The 17,231-nt window shown below is 64.8% G+C and carries 14 protein-coding genes; 12 read left to right on the top strand and 2 right to left on the bottom strand.

Annotation, left to right across the window (positions count from 1 at the left end; genetic code table 11):
• Nucleotides 1-7: 7 nt before the first annotated feature.
• Nucleotides 8-3,601, bottom strand: coding sequence for an indolepyruvate ferredoxin oxidoreductase family protein (locus XaFJ1_RS15215; RefSeq protein ID WP_045757436.1), 3,594 nt, complete (start codon nucleotides 3,599-3,601; stop codon nucleotides 8-10).
• A gap of 181 nt (nucleotides 3,602-3,782) precedes the next feature.
• Between XaFJ1_RS15215 and XaFJ1_RS15210 the strand changes: the two genes are divergently transcribed.
• The 11 genes from XaFJ1_RS15210 (at nucleotide 3,783) to XaFJ1_RS15160 (ending at nucleotide 14,737) form a co-directional block, all read left to right on the top strand.
• Complete coding sequence (locus tag XaFJ1_RS15210; protein WP_045757074.1) at nucleotides 3,783-4,415, top strand: tetratricopeptide repeat protein; 633 nt, start codon at nucleotides 3,783-3,785, stop codon at nucleotides 4,413-4,415.
• 106 nt (nucleotides 4,416-4,521) lie between these two features.
• Nucleotides 4,522-5,430, top strand: a complete 909-nt coding sequence (locus tag XaFJ1_RS15205) for an AEC family transporter (RefSeq protein ID WP_012917574.1) — start codon at nucleotides 4,522-4,524, stop codon at nucleotides 5,428-5,430.
• 318 nt (nucleotides 5,431-5,748) lie between these two features.
• Nucleotides 5,749-6,381: a ParA family protein gene (locus tag XaFJ1_RS15200; protein WP_012917573.1), complete on the top strand. Its 633-nt coding sequence runs from the start codon at nucleotides 5,749-5,751 to the stop codon at nucleotides 6,379-6,381.
• 15 nt (nucleotides 6,382-6,396) lie between these two features.
• Entirely contained in the window at nucleotides 6,397-6,873 is a 477-nt protein-coding gene (locus XaFJ1_RS15195) for a SixA phosphatase family protein (protein WP_045757435.1), read from the top strand.
• Nucleotides 6,864-7,484: a YceI family protein gene (locus XaFJ1_RS15190; protein WP_045757072.1), complete on the top strand. Its 621-nt coding sequence runs from the start codon at nucleotides 6,864-6,866 to the stop codon at nucleotides 7,482-7,484. Before XaFJ1_RS15195 ends, XaFJ1_RS15190 begins: the two co-directional genes overlap by 10 nt.
• Nucleotides 7,481-9,472, top strand: a complete 1,992-nt coding sequence (locus tag XaFJ1_RS15185) for a phospholipase D family protein (protein ID WP_012917570.1) — start codon at nucleotides 7,481-7,483, stop codon at nucleotides 9,470-9,472. The genes XaFJ1_RS15190 and XaFJ1_RS15185 overlap by 4 nt, the downstream gene beginning before the upstream one ends.
• A 102-nt stretch (nucleotides 9,473-9,574) precedes the next feature.
• Nucleotides 9,575-9,994, top strand: a complete 420-nt coding sequence (locus tag XaFJ1_RS15180) for a hotdog fold thioesterase (protein WP_012917569.1) — start codon at nucleotides 9,575-9,577, stop codon at nucleotides 9,992-9,994.
• A gap of 100 nt (nucleotides 9,995-10,094) precedes the next feature.
• The gene (locus XaFJ1_RS15175; protein WP_012917568.1) at nucleotides 10,095-10,889 is read left to right on the top strand and encodes a lysophospholipid acyltransferase family protein; all 795 of its coding nucleotides are present in this window, start codon (nucleotides 10,095-10,097) and stop codon (nucleotides 10,887-10,889) included.
• A 67-nt stretch (nucleotides 10,890-10,956) separates the two neighbouring features.
• A complete protein-coding gene (locus tag XaFJ1_RS15170) occupies nucleotides 10,957-11,949 on the top strand; it encodes a YheT family hydrolase (RefSeq protein ID WP_012917567.1) in 993 nt (330 codons plus the stop codon).
• A gap of 68 nt (nucleotides 11,950-12,017) precedes the next feature.
• Nucleotides 12,018-14,105 (top strand): tetratricopeptide repeat protein, encoded by a 2,088-nt coding sequence (locus XaFJ1_RS15165; RefSeq protein ID WP_012917566.1) that lies wholly within the window; start codon nucleotides 12,018-12,020, stop codon nucleotides 14,103-14,105.
• 20 nt (nucleotides 14,106-14,125) lie between these two features.
• The gene (locus XaFJ1_RS15160; protein WP_012917565.1) at nucleotides 14,126-14,737 is read left to right on the top strand and encodes a YbhB/YbcL family Raf kinase inhibitor-like protein; all 612 of its coding nucleotides are present in this window, start codon (nucleotides 14,126-14,128) and stop codon (nucleotides 14,735-14,737) included.
• A gap of 64 nt (nucleotides 14,738-14,801) precedes the next feature.
• On the opposite strand, the gene XaFJ1_RS15155 is transcribed toward XaFJ1_RS15160, so the two are convergent.
• Nucleotides 14,802-15,593, bottom strand: a complete 792-nt coding sequence (locus XaFJ1_RS15155) for an undecaprenyl-diphosphate phosphatase (protein ID WP_012917564.1) — start codon at nucleotides 15,591-15,593, stop codon at nucleotides 14,802-14,804.
• Between the two features lie 226 nt (nucleotides 15,594-15,819).
• Between XaFJ1_RS15155 and glnA the strand changes: the two genes are divergently transcribed.
• Complete coding sequence (gene glnA, locus XaFJ1_RS15150) at nucleotides 15,820-17,229, top strand: type I glutamate--ammonia ligase (RefSeq protein ID WP_012917563.1); 1,410 nt, start codon at nucleotides 15,820-15,822, stop codon at nucleotides 17,227-17,229.
• The last annotated feature ends 2 nt before the right edge of the window (nucleotides 17,230-17,231 follow it).

Genomic DNA, 17,231 nt, shown 5'->3' with positions numbered 1-17,231 from the left:
GGACGGTTCAGTTCGTCTGCACGATGTGCAGCGCCTTGGGATTGCGCCACATCGCCAGCAACTGTGTTTTGCGTTGTTTGGCTTCGTCCAGGTGCGCTTGCTTGATATGACCATAGCCGCGGATGTGTTCGGGGATGCTGGCGATCTGCACCGCCAGCGCAAGGTTGTCCGTCTGCAACCGATGCAGCAGTTCGTCCACCGTGGCGATGTAATCGGCAATGAGCTGGCGTTCGCCGCGGCGTTCGGCGCTGTAGCCGAAGACGTCCAAGCGGCTGCCGCGTAGCCGGCGCAGCTTGGCCAGCCACTTGAACGCGGTAAACATCCATGGCCCGTAAGCGCGTTTACGCGGCTGTCCCTGTGCGTCCTTGGCAGCCAGCAGCGGGGGCGCCAGATGAAACTGCAGTGTGTAATCGCCCTCGAACTGGGCTTGGACCTGCCGTTGGAATTCGCCACTGGTGTACAACCGTGCCACTTCGTATTCGTCCTTGTAGGCCATCAGCTTGAAGGCGTAGCGCGCCACCGCTTCGGTCAGCACGGTCGAAGCCGGAGCGATGCGCTGTTCGGTGGCGCGCACGCGTTCCACCAGGGTGGTGTAGCGTGCGGCATAGGCGGCATCTTGGTAATCGATCAGGAAGACGTGGCGGCGCGCGATCCGTTCGTGCAGCGAGTGCGACAGGCGGCTGTCGTCCAGCGGTGCGGGGTTGGCGTCATCGGTATCGGCGGCATCGTTGACCTTGGATCTTCCGGCTGCGCGCTGCACCGCAGGTAGATCCAGCGCCGCTCGCCGGCCCCAGGTGAAGGCTTGCTGGTTCATCGCCACGGCGGCGCCATTGAGCTCGATGGCGCGCATCAAGGCCGCATGCGACAGGGGCACCAAACCGTGCTGCCAAGCGTAGCCAAGCATGAACAAATTGCTGGCGATGGCGTCGCCAAGCAGCGCCGTGGCCAATTCCGTGGCATCCAGCAGCAAGGGCTCGCGACCGCGCAGGGCCAGGCGCACGCTGGCGACGATCTCGGCGGCGGGGAAGTGTATGTCCGGATGCGTGGTAAAGCTGCCGGGCATCGCTTCGTAGGTATTGAGCACGACCTGGGAGCGTTCCCCGTGCATCTTGGACAGGACCCAGTAGTCGTTGACCACCCCCATGTCGCAACCCAACACCAGGTCGGCCTCACCAGCGGCGATGCGCACGGCGTGCAATTGCTCGGGCCGGCACGCCAGACGCACGTGGGTGGTGACGGCGCCGCCCTTCTGCGCCAGGCCGGTCTGGTCGAGTACGCTGGCGCCTTTGCTTTCCAAGTGTCCAGCCATGCCGAGCAACGCGCCGATGGTGACCACGCCGGTGCCGCCGACACCCGTGATCAGGATGTTCCAGGGTTGCGTCAGGTCACTGTGGAACGTGGGTTCTGGCAGATGCTCCAGTAATGCGGAGGTGTCGATCTGGCGGCCTTTGCGCAACTGCCCGCCGTGTACGGTGACGAAGCTGGGGCAAAAACCGGAGATGCAGGAAAAATCCTTGTTGCAATTGGACTGGTCGATCTGGCGTTTGCGCCCGTACTCGGTTTCCTTCGGCAGCACCGACACGCAGAAACTCTTCTCGCCGCAATCGCCACAGCCCTCGCACACCAGCGAATTGATCAGCACGCGCTTGGGCAGATCAGGCAGCGTGCCGCGCTTGCGCCGACGTCGCTTTTCGGTGGCGCAGGTCTGGTCGTAGATCAGCACGCTGGTGCCCTTGACCTCGCGCAGGTGCCGCTGCACCGCATCCAGTTCGCTGCGGTCGTGAAATTCCACCTCGCCAGAGAACAGTTCGCGCCGCCGCGTCCATTTGCCGATCTCGTCGCTGACCACGACGATGGTGCGCACGCCTTCGGCCTGCATTTGCCGGACGATGTCGGGCACGCTGAGTGTGCCGTCCACCGGTTGTCCGCCGGTCATCGCCACGGCGTCGTTGTAGAGGATCTTGTAGGTGATGTTGACCCCGGCGGCGATCGACTGGCGAATCGCCAGCGAGCCGCTGTGGAAATAGGTGCCATCGCCCAGGTTCTGGAAGACGTGCGCGGTGTCGGTGAACGGCGCCTGCCCGGACCAGGTCACGCCTTCGCCGCCCATGTGGGTGAAGGTGTCGGTGGCGCGGTCCATCCACGTCACCATGTAGTGACAGCCGATGCCGCCCATGGCACGTGATCCTTCTGGCACGACCGTGGAGGTATTGTGCGGGCAGCCGGAGCAGTAGTGTGGGGCGCGGGTGAAGTCGACACGCGGCAGGGCCAGTTCCGTTTCTTTGGCCGCCATCCACAGCAGTCGTTGTTCGATCGACGCGGTGTCGATCGCATTGGATTGCGGCAGGTGCTGGATGCGCTTGGCGATTACCCCAGCGATGGTGGCCGGTGTCAGTTCGCCGGTGGAGGGCAGGATCCATTTGCCGGCCTCGTCGTACTTGCCGATGATGCTCGGGCGGGGGCCGGCGTTGGTTGGCCAGGCGTACAACTGTTCCTTCATCTGCCGCTCGATGAAGGACTTCTTTTCCTCCACCACCACGATGTCCTGCAGCCCACGCGCGAACGCGGCGATGCCCAGCGGTTCCAGTGGCCAGGTCATGCCGACCTTGTAAACGCGGATACCGATCTGCGTGCAGGCGTCCGCGTCCAGGCCCAGGTACTCCAACGCTTGCAGCACGTCCAGATAGCTTTTGCCGGTGGTGACGATGCCCAGTCGCGCCAGTGGCGCGTCCATCACCATGCGGTCGATGCCGTTGGCACGGGCGAAGGCCTGCGCGGCACCGATCGCGTAGCGGTGCAGGCGCATTTCCTGGTCCAGCGGCGGATCTGGCCAACGGATGTTGAGCCCGCCCGGCGGCAGCGCGAAATCTTCCGGCAGCACGATCCGCCGTGCGAAGGGATCCACCTCCACCGAGGCCGAGGATTCCACCGTCTCGGCGATGGTCTTGAAGCCGATCCAGCGCCCGGTATAACGGCTCATCGCCCAGCCGAGCAGGCCCAGGTCGAGGATGTCCTGCACACCAGCCGGGTTGAGCACTGGCATCATCGCGCTGACGAATTCGTCTTCCGAGGCGTGCGGCAGGGTCGAGCTGCGGCAGGCATGGTCATCGGCGGCCATTGCCAACACGCCACCATGAGGCGAAGTGCCGGCGGCATTACCGTGTTTGAACACGTCGCCGCAGCGGTCTACGCCAGGGCCTTTGCCGTACCACATGGCGTATACGCCATCCACGCGTGCGCCGGGGAACAGGTTGGTCTGTTGCGTCCCCCACACCATGGTCGCACCCAGGTCTTCGTTGATGCCGGGCCTGAAGACCACGTTGGCCGCGTCCAAATGCTTGCGTGCGCGCCACAACTCCAGGTCCAAACCGCCCAGCGGACTGCCGCGGTAGCCGCTGACGAAGCCGCCGGTGTTGCGTCCGGCAGCACGGTCGCGTAACTGTTGTATCAGCGGCAGGCGCACCAGCGCCTGCACGCCAGATAGATAGATTCGGCCTTCGGTGCGGGTGTACTTGTCTTCCAACGTATAGCTGGCATCCACGCCATCGGCGGCCGCAGTGGCGAGAGAGGACGACGGACGCGAATCGGCGATGCGGTTCATGTACTTGCCCAAGGATGGAAGGCTGACGCGCGTCATGGTTTAGCGTGCGCGCGCTTAGGATTGTATCAGTCGCGTTTTTGCAGGCAGGCGCTCGCCCGTGGAATTGCTGGCGGTTAGGATGGTGCAAAAGGGAGGGCACGAACTCCAAGGGGTTTCAGTGGTGAAGATATACGCACGGGTCATGGCCGCAGTGCTGGCTTGCATCGGGGCAGTCGGTATGACAGGTGCGCAGGCGCAAGCGTTGCCGGCACCGAAAGAGTTCTATTTCGATCAAGACGCCAGCACCACCCGTCCGGTGGTTGCCATTGCTGGCACTGGCGATGCGCTGGTGGAGCGTCTTGCCAATACAGTGCAGCGCAATTCGTATGCGGGCTCGGGTACGAGCGAGGCGCGCGCGCAACTGGCCGCTATCGCCATGACGGACGGCCGCCAGGAACTGGGCAAACAGCTGTACCAAGAGGCATTGCAAGGGCTCTCAGGTAGTGCGCAGCGTCGCCAGATGGCGTGGAATTACGGCTGGAGCCTGCTGCGCATCGGCGATCCAGCTGGCGCCCTGAACCAATGGAGTGGGCTGATCAACGGCCATCCAGCCGCGCCGGATTGGATCCCGCCGACCCTGGCACTGGTCCTGTGGCGCTTGCAGCGCAAGGACGAAGCGGTCAAGTGGTACGCTGCCGCCGTCCGTACCTGGCCGGATAAATGGGGTGGCGGTGCCGATTTCGCCGCCTTGCTACCGAACTGGCGCGACGCCGAGCGCGCCACGCTGGCCGATGTCCACGCTGCCTGGCAGGCTGCGCCGCCGGCCTGGCCTTGAGCTGCGACATGGCGGCGCGCGACGCGGTGCTAGCCACCGTCGCCGCTGTGGCCACGCCGCGCGCGTGCAAGTGGCAGCGTAACCTGCGCAGAGCCCTGTAGCACTGATGGCCTTCGATGCGTTTGCGCTGATCCTGACCATGCTGGCCCTTGGCAAGCTGTTCGCGCGCCTGCGCGTGCTGCCACCCAATACCACCGATGTGCTCAACGCAGTAGTGCTCTACCTGTGTTTGCCTGCTTCGGTGCTGATGTACGTGCCGCGCCTGCAACTGGATCGGACTCTGCTGGGACTGGTGCTGACGCCGTGGTTATTCACCGCTGCGACGGTCCTGGCGGTGCTGACGCTGCGCACTCCGCTGCGCCTGCGCCGCGAACAGCAGGCGGTCCTGTTGTTATGCGTGGCATTGGGCAATACCAGCTTCATCGGTTACCCGATGGTGCATGCGCTGCTTGGCGAGGCGGCTTTGCCGTATGCGGTGGTCTACGACCAGTTCGGCACCTTCGTGTTGTTGTCGAGCTTCGGCCTGTACGTGTTGGCGCGCTACAGCGGCGAGGCGCCGCCCTCGCCGAAGCAGACGTTGTCGCGGATGGCGCGCTTTCCGCCGCTGTGGGCCTTGGTGTTCGCACTCACGCTGATGCCTGTGCGGCCACCTGCCTGGATCGCCTCGGGTTTGCAACATCTGGCTGATGCGATGTTACCGCTGGTGATGCTGGCGGTCGGTTTTTCGATCCAGTTGCGATTGCCGCGCGATGAATTGGTGCCGCTTGCCGCCGGGCTGGCGCTGAAGCTGCTACTGCTGCCAGCACTCGTCTGGCTGCTGTCGTTGGCCATGGGCCTACGCGGGCAACTGCTTCAAGCCAACGTGCTGGAGTCTGCGATGCCGACCATGATCACCGCGGCGCTGTTGGCGATCTCGCACCGGTTGGCGCCGCGGCTGGCGGCCGCGCTGGTCGGTTACGGCATCTTGCTGTCGCTGCTCACATTGCCGGCGTGGCTGTGGGTGCTGGGTGCATAGGGTTGAGCGGACCTTTGGCGCGCTCGCGCAATGTATGCAGTTGCATCACTTTAGTGTTGGAAACGTCGACATCATCGTGGACAAGCTTTGGACCAATCGCGCCTTTCTCCTGCAGTTTTTCTCGCGGGTCTTAGGGTCCGCTTGGAAGGCCAGTCCCAACAAGAAATTGAAATACGAACCCTCACGCACTGCTGACCGGGGCGTTTTCCATTCCTACTGCCATTGAGGCTTGAACAGTCTGTCTGAAAACCCGCGTTGACTACCTGCTGACGGAGCGCAGGTGTACGCTTCGGGTTCTTCCGCGGAGGCGAGGCGTGCATGAAGACGATCCTGGTGGCTAGCTCCAAGGGCGGCGTGGGCAAAACCACCATCGCCACGCACTTGGCCGCGTTCTATGCGCTGGCCGATAAGCGGACGGTACTGGCCGATGCTGATCCCCAGGGTTCCTCGACCCGCTGGGCCGAACGCCGTGTCGGTCTGGACAGCGCGGTGCTGCCAATCGATGTCAGCCGCAAGCGCGCCTGGCGTGCGGCGCTGCCGGATGATGCGCAGCGGGTGATCATCGATGCTCCTGCCGGTGCCATGGCCGAGGACCTGGCACCTTTCCTGGACGAGGCTGATGCGGTGGTGGTGCCGTTGACGCCTTCGGCGCTGGACATCGAGGCCAGCGTCGGCTTCCTCAACACACTGGCCAAGGTGCCGCGGGTCCACCAGCGCAAGTTGCCGGTCGGGCTGCTGCTCAACCGCGGCAAGCCGTGGACCCACGCGACCCAACAGGCGTTGCAGATGCTCGATGAGTGGCCTTACCCGGTGGTGGGGCAACTACGCGACAGCCAGGCCTATGTGGTGCTGGTCGGGCTGGGTCGCAGTCTGTTCGATTACCGCTCCGCCCAGGTCCGCGACCATCAACTGGACTGGGAGCCGTTGCTCAAGTGGCTCAAGAAGGCCTGACCGATGACCATCGTTTTGCGAGAAGTGATCCTGCTGCGCCATGCCCACGCCGAGCCGGCCGACACCGGTCAGGCAGATTTCGACCGACCGTTGTCACCGCACGGTCTGGCCGAGGCGGATGCGGCCGGGCGCTGGCTGCTGGAACAACGTCTGGTGCCGGACAGGGTGCTGTGTTCGCCGGCACGCCGCGCGCGCGAGACGCTGGAGGCGATCCTGGGCCTGACCGGCTATGTCGAGCAACGCTTGGAGCCGTGCATCTACGAAGCCACCTCCGGTACCCTGGCCGACCTGCTAGACGGCCATCGCGACGTCGAGCGGTTGTTATTGGTCGGCCACAACCCAGGCATGGAACGGCTAGTCGCGCTGATGCACAGCGGCCAGTCCGGCGACTACCGCGGCATGCCCACCGCCAGTATCGCCGTGCTGGCGGTTCCACAAGAGGCGCCGATCGAGCCCGGCGTGGCGCGCCTGAACGCTTTCTGGTGGCCTTGATTCGGCGCCGTCGTCATTTGACTGCGGCGCTGTGCGCCGCGTTGTTGCCGTTGTCTTTGCTGTCCGCTGCTGACGGCGCGCAAACCTCTGCGACGCAGCTGCCGCCAGGCGACTACGTTTTCGACCCAACGCAATCGCACTTCGGTTTCTATATCCGCACACGCTTCGGACTGCGTATCGAAGGCGTTTTCCCGCGTTACGAAAGTGTCGTCCACGTCCTGCCGGATGGCCGTCATCAGGTGCGTCTACGCTTGTTCACTGCCTACGCGGAGATCCCCGACAAACCACGCTATACCGGCTGGATGCGCGGGGAGGATTTCTTCGATGCCGCGCGCTACCCCGTCGTTTCCTTCGATTCGCAACCGTTTTCCCCGCGGTTATTGACCAGTGGCGGGTCGGTATCGGGAATTTTGAGCATCCGTGGAGTCAGTCACCCCGAAGCGTTGACCGTGATGCCGGCCGCATGCAGCCGGCCCGGCTATGATTGCGATGTCATCAGTCGCGGTACGGTGTTGCGTGGGCGTTACGGGATGGATAAGTGGGATCTGGCCTTGAGCGATCGGGTCACGTTCGTGTTTCATACGCGGTTGGTCGAGGCGGGCGTTCGGTGACAGTATTGATAAGGGGAGTGGTGCTGGCGGTGTTGCTGCTCGCCAGTGGTTGCGCGACGCTGTCGCACACACAGCATGCCCGTGCCCTGGCGATTGCGGAGGCCGCGCAAGACCGTCAACTGACCTGCACGCGCAGCGACCACTGCGCGCTCGCCTCGCCATTGCGCGGGTTGGCCGCTAAGGCCTTCGCGCAGTCCAGCGGCGGCGCGCCGCACCATTACGCCATCATCCTGGATCACGGCGAGGAAGCGTTGGTGGCGCGGATCAACCTGATTCGCAGTGCCAGCCATAGTATCGATCTGCAGACCTACATCTTCGACAAGGACGATAGCGCACGGTTGGTGATGGACGAACTGCTGGACGCGGCGCGGCGTGGGGTCAAGGTACGGGTGCTGATCGACCAACTTTCGGCGATCTCCGATTTGCAGATTCTCGGCGCGTTGGCCGGGGCGCACGAAAATTTCTCGCTACGCATCTACAACCCCACCTTCGGGCTGGCCAAGACCAATTACCTGCACTATGCGGCCAGCGTGCTGTGCTGTTTCCGCCACTTCAACCAGCGCATGCACAATAAGCTGTTGGTGGTGGACGAGGCGATCGGTGTGGCCGGCGGGCGCAACTACCAGGATGATTATTTCGACTGGGACAGCGAATACAACTTCCGCGACCGCGACGTGCTGGTGGCTGGCCCGGTGGCGCGCACGATGGCCGCCAGTTTCGATACGTACTGGGAGGCGCGGCGCAGCGTGCCTGTGGCGCGGCTCAACGACGTCGGCAAGATGTTGTTGCGCGATGGCGTGCCGGTACTGCCGCCGGCCCAGTTCCTGCGCCCGGAACGGGTCCAGCGGGTGAGTCAGGAGGCGGCTGATCCAGCGTTCGTGGAGAACGCGTTCGTGTTGCCGGCGCTGCCGGTCGAACATGTGGACTACGTCGCCGACCTGCCGCAAAAGCATCGCCGCGAGCATGGACCCAAAGCGATATCCACCGCGCCACGGCTCGATCATCTGATTGCCGAGGCGCGCGAGGAGATCTTGCTGCAGACGCCCTACCTGGTGCTATCGGACCCGGCGCAGGCGATCTTCCGCGACCTGCGCAAGCGGGCGCATCCACCACGCGTGGTGGTGGCCAGCAACAGTCTGGCCTCCACCGACAATCCGGTGGTCTATGCGCTGTCCTACAAGTACAAGCGGCGCAACCTGCGCGCGCTGGGCCTGGACATCTACGAGTACATGCCGTTCCCGCTGGATGCGCCGGTGGACTACGCCAATTTGCTCCCCGCGCCGTTGCGCGGGGAACTACCCGATGGCGAGACCGTTGCCGTGCCGACGCCCGTGCCCAGTGCGCCGGTCGGCGGCAGCGCCGACAAGCGCCTTTCCTTGCTGGGCAGCGGTAGCGGCGGGCCGTCCGGAAGTCGTGGCGACGGCAGCCAGGTCGAGCGCCGCCTGTTGCGGACCGAGACCCGGCCCTACCTGAGCCGACGTATTGCCAACCACCCGCTGCCGGTGACCCGTGAGGGCGCGCGCATGGGCGTGCATGCCAAGTCGCTGGTGGTGGATCGCCGTGTCGGGGTGATCGGGTCACACAACTTCGATCCGCGTAGCGAAACCTACAACACCGAGGGGGCGGTGATCGTCGACGATCCGGCATTTGCCCAGGCATTGGCGGCCAGCATCGACCGCGACATCGAGCCGGAGAATTCCTGGGTGGTGGCGCCACGGATCAAGCCGCCGCTGCTGTCGGGCTTGAACTACAGCATCGACAAACTCTCCGAATCGTTGCCGGTGCTGGATTTGTGGCCGTGGCGCTATGCCACCGACTACGCCTTCCAGCCCGGCCCCGATTGCCCGGCCCCGTTGACCCGGCACGATCCTGGCTTCCACCGTTGCTACATCGCAGTGGGTGATTTCCCCGAGGTCGACGTCGGTCCGAAGTGGCTGCTGGTAAGGATGCTGACGGCGTTCGGCTCCGGCTTGGTGCCGATTCTCTGAGCGATGAGATCGGGGATCGGGTGGCTGGAAAAGTACCAGCGGTGCGGTATCGCGGCCTGCTTGGCGGTAGGCTGGGGATTCTTTGACTGTAGGGATTGGCGCATGGCTTTTCGTGAACCGGTCGATCTGGATGCCCTCAATGCCGATGCGCGCGACACCCTGGTTGCGCAGTTGGGTATCGTTTTCAGCGAGGCCGGGTCGGACTGGTTGCGCGCGACGATGCCGGTGGATGCGCGCACGCTGCAGCCATACGGGATCCTGCACGGCGGCGCCTCGGTGGTGCTGGCCGAGACCCTGGGCAGCAGCGCCGGCAATCTGTGCGTGAGGCCGGATCAGGTCTGTGTGGGCATTGAGATCAACGCCAATCACCTGCGCAGCGTGCGCAGCGGGTGGGTCGTCGGTACCACCCGGCCATTGCATATCGGTCGAACCACCCAGGTGTGGGAGATCCGCATCGAGGATGCGGCGGGCAAGCCGGTGTGCGTGTCGCGGCTGACCCTGGCGGTGATCGCGCGTGGTTGAGCCTGGTGCGCGGTGCCGCCGCGCAACTGTCGCCGCGCGAGCGGCGTGAGACTGACACAATAGCCCGCTTGGCCCTCCTGCTTCCGGTAACCTTCACCGAATGAGTGAGCTCTTGCACATTGCCACGCGCCAACAGGGTGGAGCGCTGCGCTGGATTCGTTACGGCTATCGTGTCCCGCTGCTGGCACTGCACGTGTCGGTATCGACACCGTGCGTGCTGGTGTGCATGGTCTTGTCGCCGGGGCGCGGCGGTGCCGAGTCCTTGGGCGATCGCATGGCGTGCTGGTGGTCGATCTGCTTCCTGCGCATCTTCGGCCTGCGGGTGCGCCGTATCGGCGCACCATTGCCCAATCCGGTGTTTTTCGTGGCCAACCATGTAAGCTGGATCGATATCGTGATGTTGCATAGCCAGCGCATGATGGCCTTCGTTGCCAAGCACGAGATTGCCGGCTGGCCCCTGATCGGCTGGTTGGCCGTGCGCGTGCGGACCATCTTCCACCAGCGTGGCAGCAACGCATCGTTGAGTGGCGTGCTGCAGGCCATGCGGGAAGAGTTGCGCTCGGGGCGTTCGGTCGGAGTGTTTCCGGAAGGGCGCACCCGTAGCGGTCATGAGATCGGTCCGTTCCATGCGCGGATCTTCCAGGCTGCAGTGGAAGTCGAGGCGCCTGTGCAGCCGGTGGCGCTGCGTTATGGGCTAGGCGGTTCGGCCCAGGCGGTCGTGGCGTTCGGGCCGCAGGAGAGTTTCTTGGTCAATGTGGTGCGCATGCTCGGCGAGCCGGGTCGTGTGGCTGAAGTGCATTTTCTCGAGCCGATACGCTTGCAGGATGTGGAAGGACGGCGGCGCATCGCCGAGACGGCGCGCGCGCGCATCGTCACGGCAATGGAACAAGGCTGAACCCTGGAACACCGGTGGCGCGGTGGTTAACCGATTACTCTACTTTCTGCATGCAAGCTCATCCCCCATGAACGCGACCGATTACTCCCCACCACGCTGGTTGCGCAATCCCCACGTGCAATCGGTGCTGGGTTCCAGCCTTTTTCGCGTGCGCCGCGGCGAGCAATTGCTCATCGCCAGCGGTGCGATCACCACCTCGCATATCCTCGATGGCGGCGACGGCGTGCGCCTGCAGGGTTGGTTGAGCGTGCCGGCCGATGTTGCCCCGCGTGGCACGGTGCTGCTGTTGCACGGTTGGGAAGGCAGTGCCGATTCGAGCTACATGTGTTTGACCGCCGCACAGATGGTTGCCCACGGTTACCAAGTGTTCCGACTCAATTTCCGCGATCACGGCGATACCCATCACCTCAACGTGGACCTGTTCCATTCCGATCGCCTGGACGAAGTGTTCAATGCCGCCTGCGATCTATGGCGGCGTTTCCCGGCGCCGACACTGTTGGTCGCTGGTTATTCGCTTGGCGGCAATTTCGCATTGCGTCTGGCGTTGCGCGCACCGGTGGCCGGCTTGCCGCTGCAACGCGTGGCTGCGGTGTGTCCGTTGCTGGATCCGGCTGCCGCCATGCAGCGCGTCGAGAACGGCCCGCAGTTCTACGATTGGTATTTCCGCCGGAATTGGCGTGGATCGCTGATGCGCAAGCGCGAGCTGTTTCCCGACCAGCATGGTTACGACGATGCCACCCTGGCGCTGGACATGCGCGGATTGATGGGGTGGCTGGCGCAGCGGCACGCGGGTTTCGCCAGCCTGGATGAGTATTTCGATAGCTACAGCATCGCCGGCGAGCGTCTATTGGGTCTGCGCGTACCGGCCGACATTCTGATGGCCGAGGACGACCCGGTGATTCCTCTGGACGATTTCCGCAGTTTGCGTCTGCCGGCCGTGGCACGGCTGGAGATTGCGCGCTGGGGCGGGCATTGCGGTTTCATCGAGAACGCGCGTGGCGACGGTTTCGCCGAGCGTTGGGTGGCCGAGCGCCTGACCCAAGGTCTGGCGCAGTCCTAAACCCTGCTACGGCGCTGGCCGGCCTGGCGCTCCCGCTACAATGCGGGTTTGCCTTCAGCCCGAGCCCCATGCACGAGTCCATTCTCGACGCCCTGCGCCGCCAGGACACCGCCGATGCCCTGCGTCTTGCACAGGCTTGGGTGGCGGAGGTCGCTGACGATGCGCAAGCGCAGCGCTGGCTGGCGTTGGCGCAGCAGCAGCACGGCGATACCGCCGGAGCCCTGGACAGCATTGACCGGGCGATCGCGCTGGCGCCGGAAGATGCCGAATTGCACCTGCTGCGCGCCAGCATACTGGTTGGCGCCAACGACCTGCCCCAGGCCGAAGTCGCATTGGCGCAGACGGCGGCGCTGGATCCCAACGCGTTTATGGCCTACATCATGCGCGGGCATCTGGCCCTGGGCCGCGGCGACCTGGACGAAGTGGAGCGGTTGAGCCGCACCGCTGCGCGGTTGCAGCCGGAGCATCCGCAGTTGCTCGGGCTGGACGGCATGCTGGCGCTGCGCCGCGGCGACGCCGACCGCGCACTGGCCTTACTGTCGCGCGCGAGCAATGCATTGCCGGATGATCCGCGCCTGCTCTACGCGCTGGGCTTCGCCTATCTGGACAAACAGCACCTAGCCTTCGCCGAGACGGCGTTCCGCCGCGTCGCCACGCTGACGCCCGGGACCAGTGTGCCGATGATGGCGCTGGTCGCGCAGCTCGCGCATCGTCAGGGCCGCCTCGACGACGCCATTGCCGCGCTGGAAACGGTGCTGGCCGATCCTGCCGGCGATACCGCCAACATGCGCCGCCTGGCCGGCGAATACGCCTTGCAGGCTGACCGACCGGCGCAGGCGCTGGAGCATCTGCGTCCGGCCCTGGCTGCGGTTCCGGCTGACCGCCGCACCCTGCACGCGGCACTGATCGCTTGGCAGCGTCTTGGCACGCTCGACGACGCGCGCGCGACCCTCGAAGCCGCGCTGACCAGTACGACCGACGCCCATGACCTATGGTTGGCACGGCTGGCGCTGGAGCCGGTGGGCGGTGCCGAGGCACGCGCGCTGATCGCGCGCTGGCAGGCCGCCATGCCGGCGCACGTGCCGGCGTTGGAGGCGCAGCTGCGGGTGCACGACATGGCCGGCGAGCGCGACCAGGGCGAGGCCGTGGCCCAACGTATCGTGGCCCTGGAGCCGGGTCGGATCAGCGGCGAGGAGCGGCTGGTCGAAGCGATGCTGGAACGCGGCGAGCACGCCGCGGCCATCGACCATGTGTGCCGCCTGATGCAGCGCCTGCCGGAGCAGAACCGGACCATCCTGCGGCCATGGCTGGCGGCGGTGCAGGATGCCGCTGGCCGCGTCGAGGACGCGCTGGCGACCTGGCTGGCATTTCAGCAGGAACAACAACCGCACCGTTTACCGCTGCCGCCGTTGGGGCAAGCGGGGCAAGAAGCGCTGTCGCCATGGCCGCCGCTGGCCGCAGTCGATGCGCAAACGCAGGCGCGGCCGCTCTTCGTCTGGGGGGCGCCAGGTAGCGGCGTGGAACGGGTGATCGCCGTGTTGAGCGCGGCCAGTCCGGTGCTGCGCGGTGACCGCTTCGGCGCGCAGCCGCCGAGCGATGGCTTGCAGCGCTACCGCAGCGTTGGCGAACTCGACAGCGGCGCACTGGACGGCGCGGCGCTGGTCGCCGAGTGGCGTGCGCAGTTGCCGGCGCGCGGCATCGGCGATGGCAATATCGTCGACTGGTTGCTGTGGTGGGACAACGTGCTGTTGCGCGCGTTGCGCCCGCATCTGCCGGAAGGACGGTTGCTGATCGTGCTGCGCGACCCGCGCGATATGCTGCTGGACTGGCTGGCCAATGGAGCCCCGGCACCGCTGCAACTGGCTTCGCCGGAAGGCGGTGCGCGCTGGCTGGCGGCGGTGTTGGAGCAAATCGCCGTGCTGCATGCGCAGGACCTGTATCCGCACCGGTTGCTACGCCTGGACGGCATCGAGACCGATCCGGCCGCTGTGGCGGCAGCTTTGGAGCAGGCATTCGGTGTCCCCTTTCCGACTGTGGCCACGCTCGGCCCGCCGCGTTTTGCCGCCGGCCACTGGCGCGCCTATGCGGGGCCGCTGGCCGCGGCATTCGTCCTGCTCACGCCCGTTGCGATGCGCCTTGGCTACCCTGCAACCTGATTCCACAAGGAGCTTCCCGTATGCGCCTTCGCAGTGACAATCTGCAGCCCGGCCAACCGATTGCCGCGACCTATGCGATGGGTCAGGCCGACGGCTTCGGCGGCAACCGCAATCCGCATCTGGCCTGGGATCAGGTGCCGTCCGCGACCCGGTCGTTCGCCCTGTTGTGCATCGATCCGGACGTGCCGACCGTGGCCGACATGGTCGGCCGCGCCGATGTGCAGATCCCGGTCGCGCAGCCGCGCACCGAATTCGTGCATTGGGTGGCGGTGGACTTGCCGGCCGACCTGCGCGCGATCGCCGAGGGCAGCGCCAGTGACGGCGTGGTGACCAAGGGCAAGCAGCAACCGCCCGGCCTGGACGGCGCGCGGCAGGGACTGAACAGCTACACCGACTGGTTCGCTGGCGACGCGACGATGGGCGGCGACTATTACGGTTACGACGGCCCGTATCCGCCGGCCAACGACCTGCGCGTGCATCGTTATTTCTTTCGCCTGTTCGCGTTGAATGTGGCCCGACTCGATCTACCGGCGCGCTTTACTGGCCCCGACGCGCTGCGCGCGATGCAGGGTCACGTGTTGGCCGAAGCCACGCTGTACGGCACCTACAGCCTCAATCCCGCCGTGGCTTGAATCTCTTACCCTTCGAAAGAGGGATTGGCACAAGGGCGAGTCGGATCGCCCTTGCTCTCAGTCCTTATGCTGCCGGCAGCCACAGCAGCAGTGCCGCGCCCAGCACGATGCGATACGCCGCGAAGGCGGTGAACCGGTGCGATTTGATGTAGCCCAGCAGCCATCTCACCACCATGAAGCCGGTCACCAGCGCCGCGGCGAAGGCGATGCTCACGTCGCCCCAGTTCTCGCTGCCCAGCGCGCCGTGCTTGTACAGCTCCAGGAAGGAGTAGCCGCTGGCCGCGAACATGGTCGGGATCCCGACCAGGAAAGCAAAATCGGCTGCGGCCGAGCGCTTGCTCAGGCCCAGCAGCATCGCCAGGAAGATCGTCGTCGCCGAGCGCGAGGTACCGGGGAACACGCCGGCCACCACCTGTGCCAAGCCGACCGCGATGGCCACTTTCCAGGTCACCGTCTCGCGTTCAGGTAGCCGGCCCGCGATCTGCTCGGCTGCCAGCATCCACACGCCGCCGATCACCAGCGCCCAGGCCACCGGATGCACGCTCTCCGGCAACTGCCAGCCGGCCTTGCGCACCGTCAAGCCGACCACGGCGGTGACCAGGAATGCCGCGCTCAGCTTGAACACGTAGTCGCGATTGGCAGGCTCGCCCAGGCCGGTCGCCAGCGTCCACAGGCGCTGCCGGTATACCAGCATGGTCGCCAGGATTGCGCCTGCCTGGATGACGATGTTGAAGAAGTCCGAGCGGTGGCCGAGCCATTGCTCGGCGATCAGCAGGTGCCCGGTGCTGGAGACAGGCAGGAATTCGGTCAGGCCTTCGATGATGCCCAGCAACAGGGCGGACAGCGGGTCGCTCATGGAGGAGATTGGCTCGATGGAATGGAGAGATGGGCGGTGCGCAAGGATAGAGCATTGTGGTTTGCACCACAGTAGTGCTTTTCATGGCGGCCGCATTTTTGTGGTGCGAAATGTTTGCGCCATCTGCGTGCATGTCTTTCAGATTCAATGGCTTGTGAAGTCTACGAAGTTGGCATGCCGATTGCTCATAATTTCTGGTGCCATTCATAAACCGAGGTTGTATCTGATGTCTGCGGAAACTATTGAGAAGTTGGTTAAGGACAACAAGATCGAGTTCGTCGACCTGCGCTTCGTCGACCTGCGCGGCGTGCAGCAGCACGTCACGTTCCCGGTCAGCATCATCGAGCCTGCATTGTTCGAAGAGGGCAAGATGTTCGACGGCAGCTCGATCGCCGGCTGGAAGGGCATCAATGAGTCGGACATGGTTCTGCTGCCGGATGCCGACACCGCTTTCCTCGACCCGTTCATGGCTGACCCGACCCTGGTGCTGACCTGCGACATCCTCGATCCGGCGACCATGCAGAGCTATGCGCGCGATCCGCGCGGCGTGGCCAAGCGCGCCGAGGCTTATCTGAAGTCCAGCGGCATCGCCGATCAGGCGTTCTTCGGCCCGGAGCCGGAATTCTTCATCTTCGACGGCGTGCGTTTCGGCAACGACATGGGCCACACCTTCTTCAAGATCGATTCGGAAGAAGCGGCTTGGAGCAGCGGCAGCAAGATCGAGGGTGGCAACAGCGGTTATCGTCCGGCGGTCAAGGGCGGCTACTTCCCGGTGCCGCCGACCGACTCGCTGCAGGATCTGCGCGCGGAAATGTGCAAGACCCTGGAGCAGGTCGGCATCGAGGTCGAAGTACACCACCACGAGGTCGCCACCGCTGGCCAGTGCGAGATCGGCACCAAGTTCAACTCGCTGGTGAAGAAGGCCGACGAGCTGATGACGATGAAGTACATCATCAAGAACGTTGCCTACCGCAACGGCAAGACTGTGACCTTCATGCCCAAGCCGATCGTCGGCGACAACGGCTCGGGCATGCATGTGCACCAGTCGCTGGCCAAGGGCGGCACCAACCTGTTCTCCGGCGACGGCTATGGTGGCCTGTCGCAGATGGCGCTGTGGTACATCGGCGGCATCTTCAAGCATGCCAAGGCGATCAACGCCTTCACCAACTCGGGCACCAACAGCTACAAGCGTCTGGTCCCGGGCTTCGAGGCGCCGGTGATGCTGGCCTACTCGGCGCGCAACCGCTCGGCCTCGTGCCGCATCCCGTGGGTGTCCAACCCGAAGGCGCGCCGCATCGAGATCCGCTTCCCGGATCCGCTGCAATCCGGCTACCTGACCTTTGCCGCGTTGATGATGGCAGGCTTGGACGGTATCAAGAACCAGATCGATCCAGGCGCGCCCAGCGACAAGGATCTGTACGACCTGCCGCCGGAAGAAGAGAAGAAAATCCCGCAGGTCTGCTCCAGCCTCGACCAGGCGTTGGAAGCGCTTGATGCCGACCGCGAGTTCCTCAAGGCCGGCGGCGTGTTCACCGACGACTTCATCGATGGCTACATCGCGCTGAAGATGCAGGAAGTGACCAAGTTCCGTGCGGCGACGCACCCGCTGGAATATCAGCTGTATTACGCCAACTGAGT

This window comes from Xanthomonas albilineans (genome assembly GCF_009931595.1).
Classification (GTDB): Bacteria; Pseudomonadota; Gammaproteobacteria; order Xanthomonadales; family Xanthomonadaceae; genus Xanthomonas_A; species Xanthomonas_A albilineans.
The sequence above is the reverse complement of the archived record's forward strand: the minus strand, read 5'-3'. Positions and strand labels throughout refer to the sequence as shown.

Bases quoted from the DNA above. Each gene is read 5' to 3' on its own strand.
- XaFJ1_RS15155 (WP_012917564.1), bottom strand. From the start codon at position 15,593: ATGAGCGACCCGCTGTCCGCCCTGTTGCTGGGCATCATCGAAGGCCTG.
- XaFJ1_RS15160 (WP_012917565.1), top strand. From the start codon at position 14,126: ATGCGCCTTCGCAGTGACAATCTGCAGCCCGGCCAACCGATTGCCGCG.
- glnA (WP_012917563.1), top strand. From the start codon at position 15,820: ATGTCTGCGGAAACTATTGAGAAGTTGGTTAAGGACAACAAGATCGAG.
- XaFJ1_RS15180 (WP_012917569.1), top strand. From the start codon at position 9,575: ATGGCTTTTCGTGAACCGGTCGATCTGGATGCCCTCAATGCCGATGCG.
- XaFJ1_RS15170 (WP_012917567.1), top strand. From the start codon at position 10,957: ATGAACGCGACCGATTACTCCCCACCACGCTGGTTGCGCAATCCCCAC.
- XaFJ1_RS15175 (WP_012917568.1), top strand. From the start codon at position 10,095: ATGAGTGAGCTCTTGCACATTGCCACGCGCCAACAGGGTGGAGCGCTG.
- XaFJ1_RS15165 (WP_012917566.1), top strand. From the start codon at position 12,018: ATGCACGAGTCCATTCTCGACGCCCTGCGCCGCCAGGACACCGCCGAT.
- XaFJ1_RS15205 (WP_012917574.1), top strand. From the start codon at position 4,522: ATGGCCTTCGATGCGTTTGCGCTGATCCTGACCATGCTGGCCCTTGGC.
- XaFJ1_RS15215 (WP_045757436.1), bottom strand. From the start codon at position 3,601: ATGAACCGCATCGCCGATTCGCGTCCGTCGTCCTCTCTCGCCACTGCG.
- XaFJ1_RS15200 (WP_012917573.1), top strand. From the start codon at position 5,749: ATGAAGACGATCCTGGTGGCTAGCTCCAAGGGCGGCGTGGGCAAAACC.
- XaFJ1_RS15210 (WP_045757074.1), top strand. From the start codon at position 3,783: ATGGCCGCAGTGCTGGCTTGCATCGGGGCAGTCGGTATGACAGGTGCG.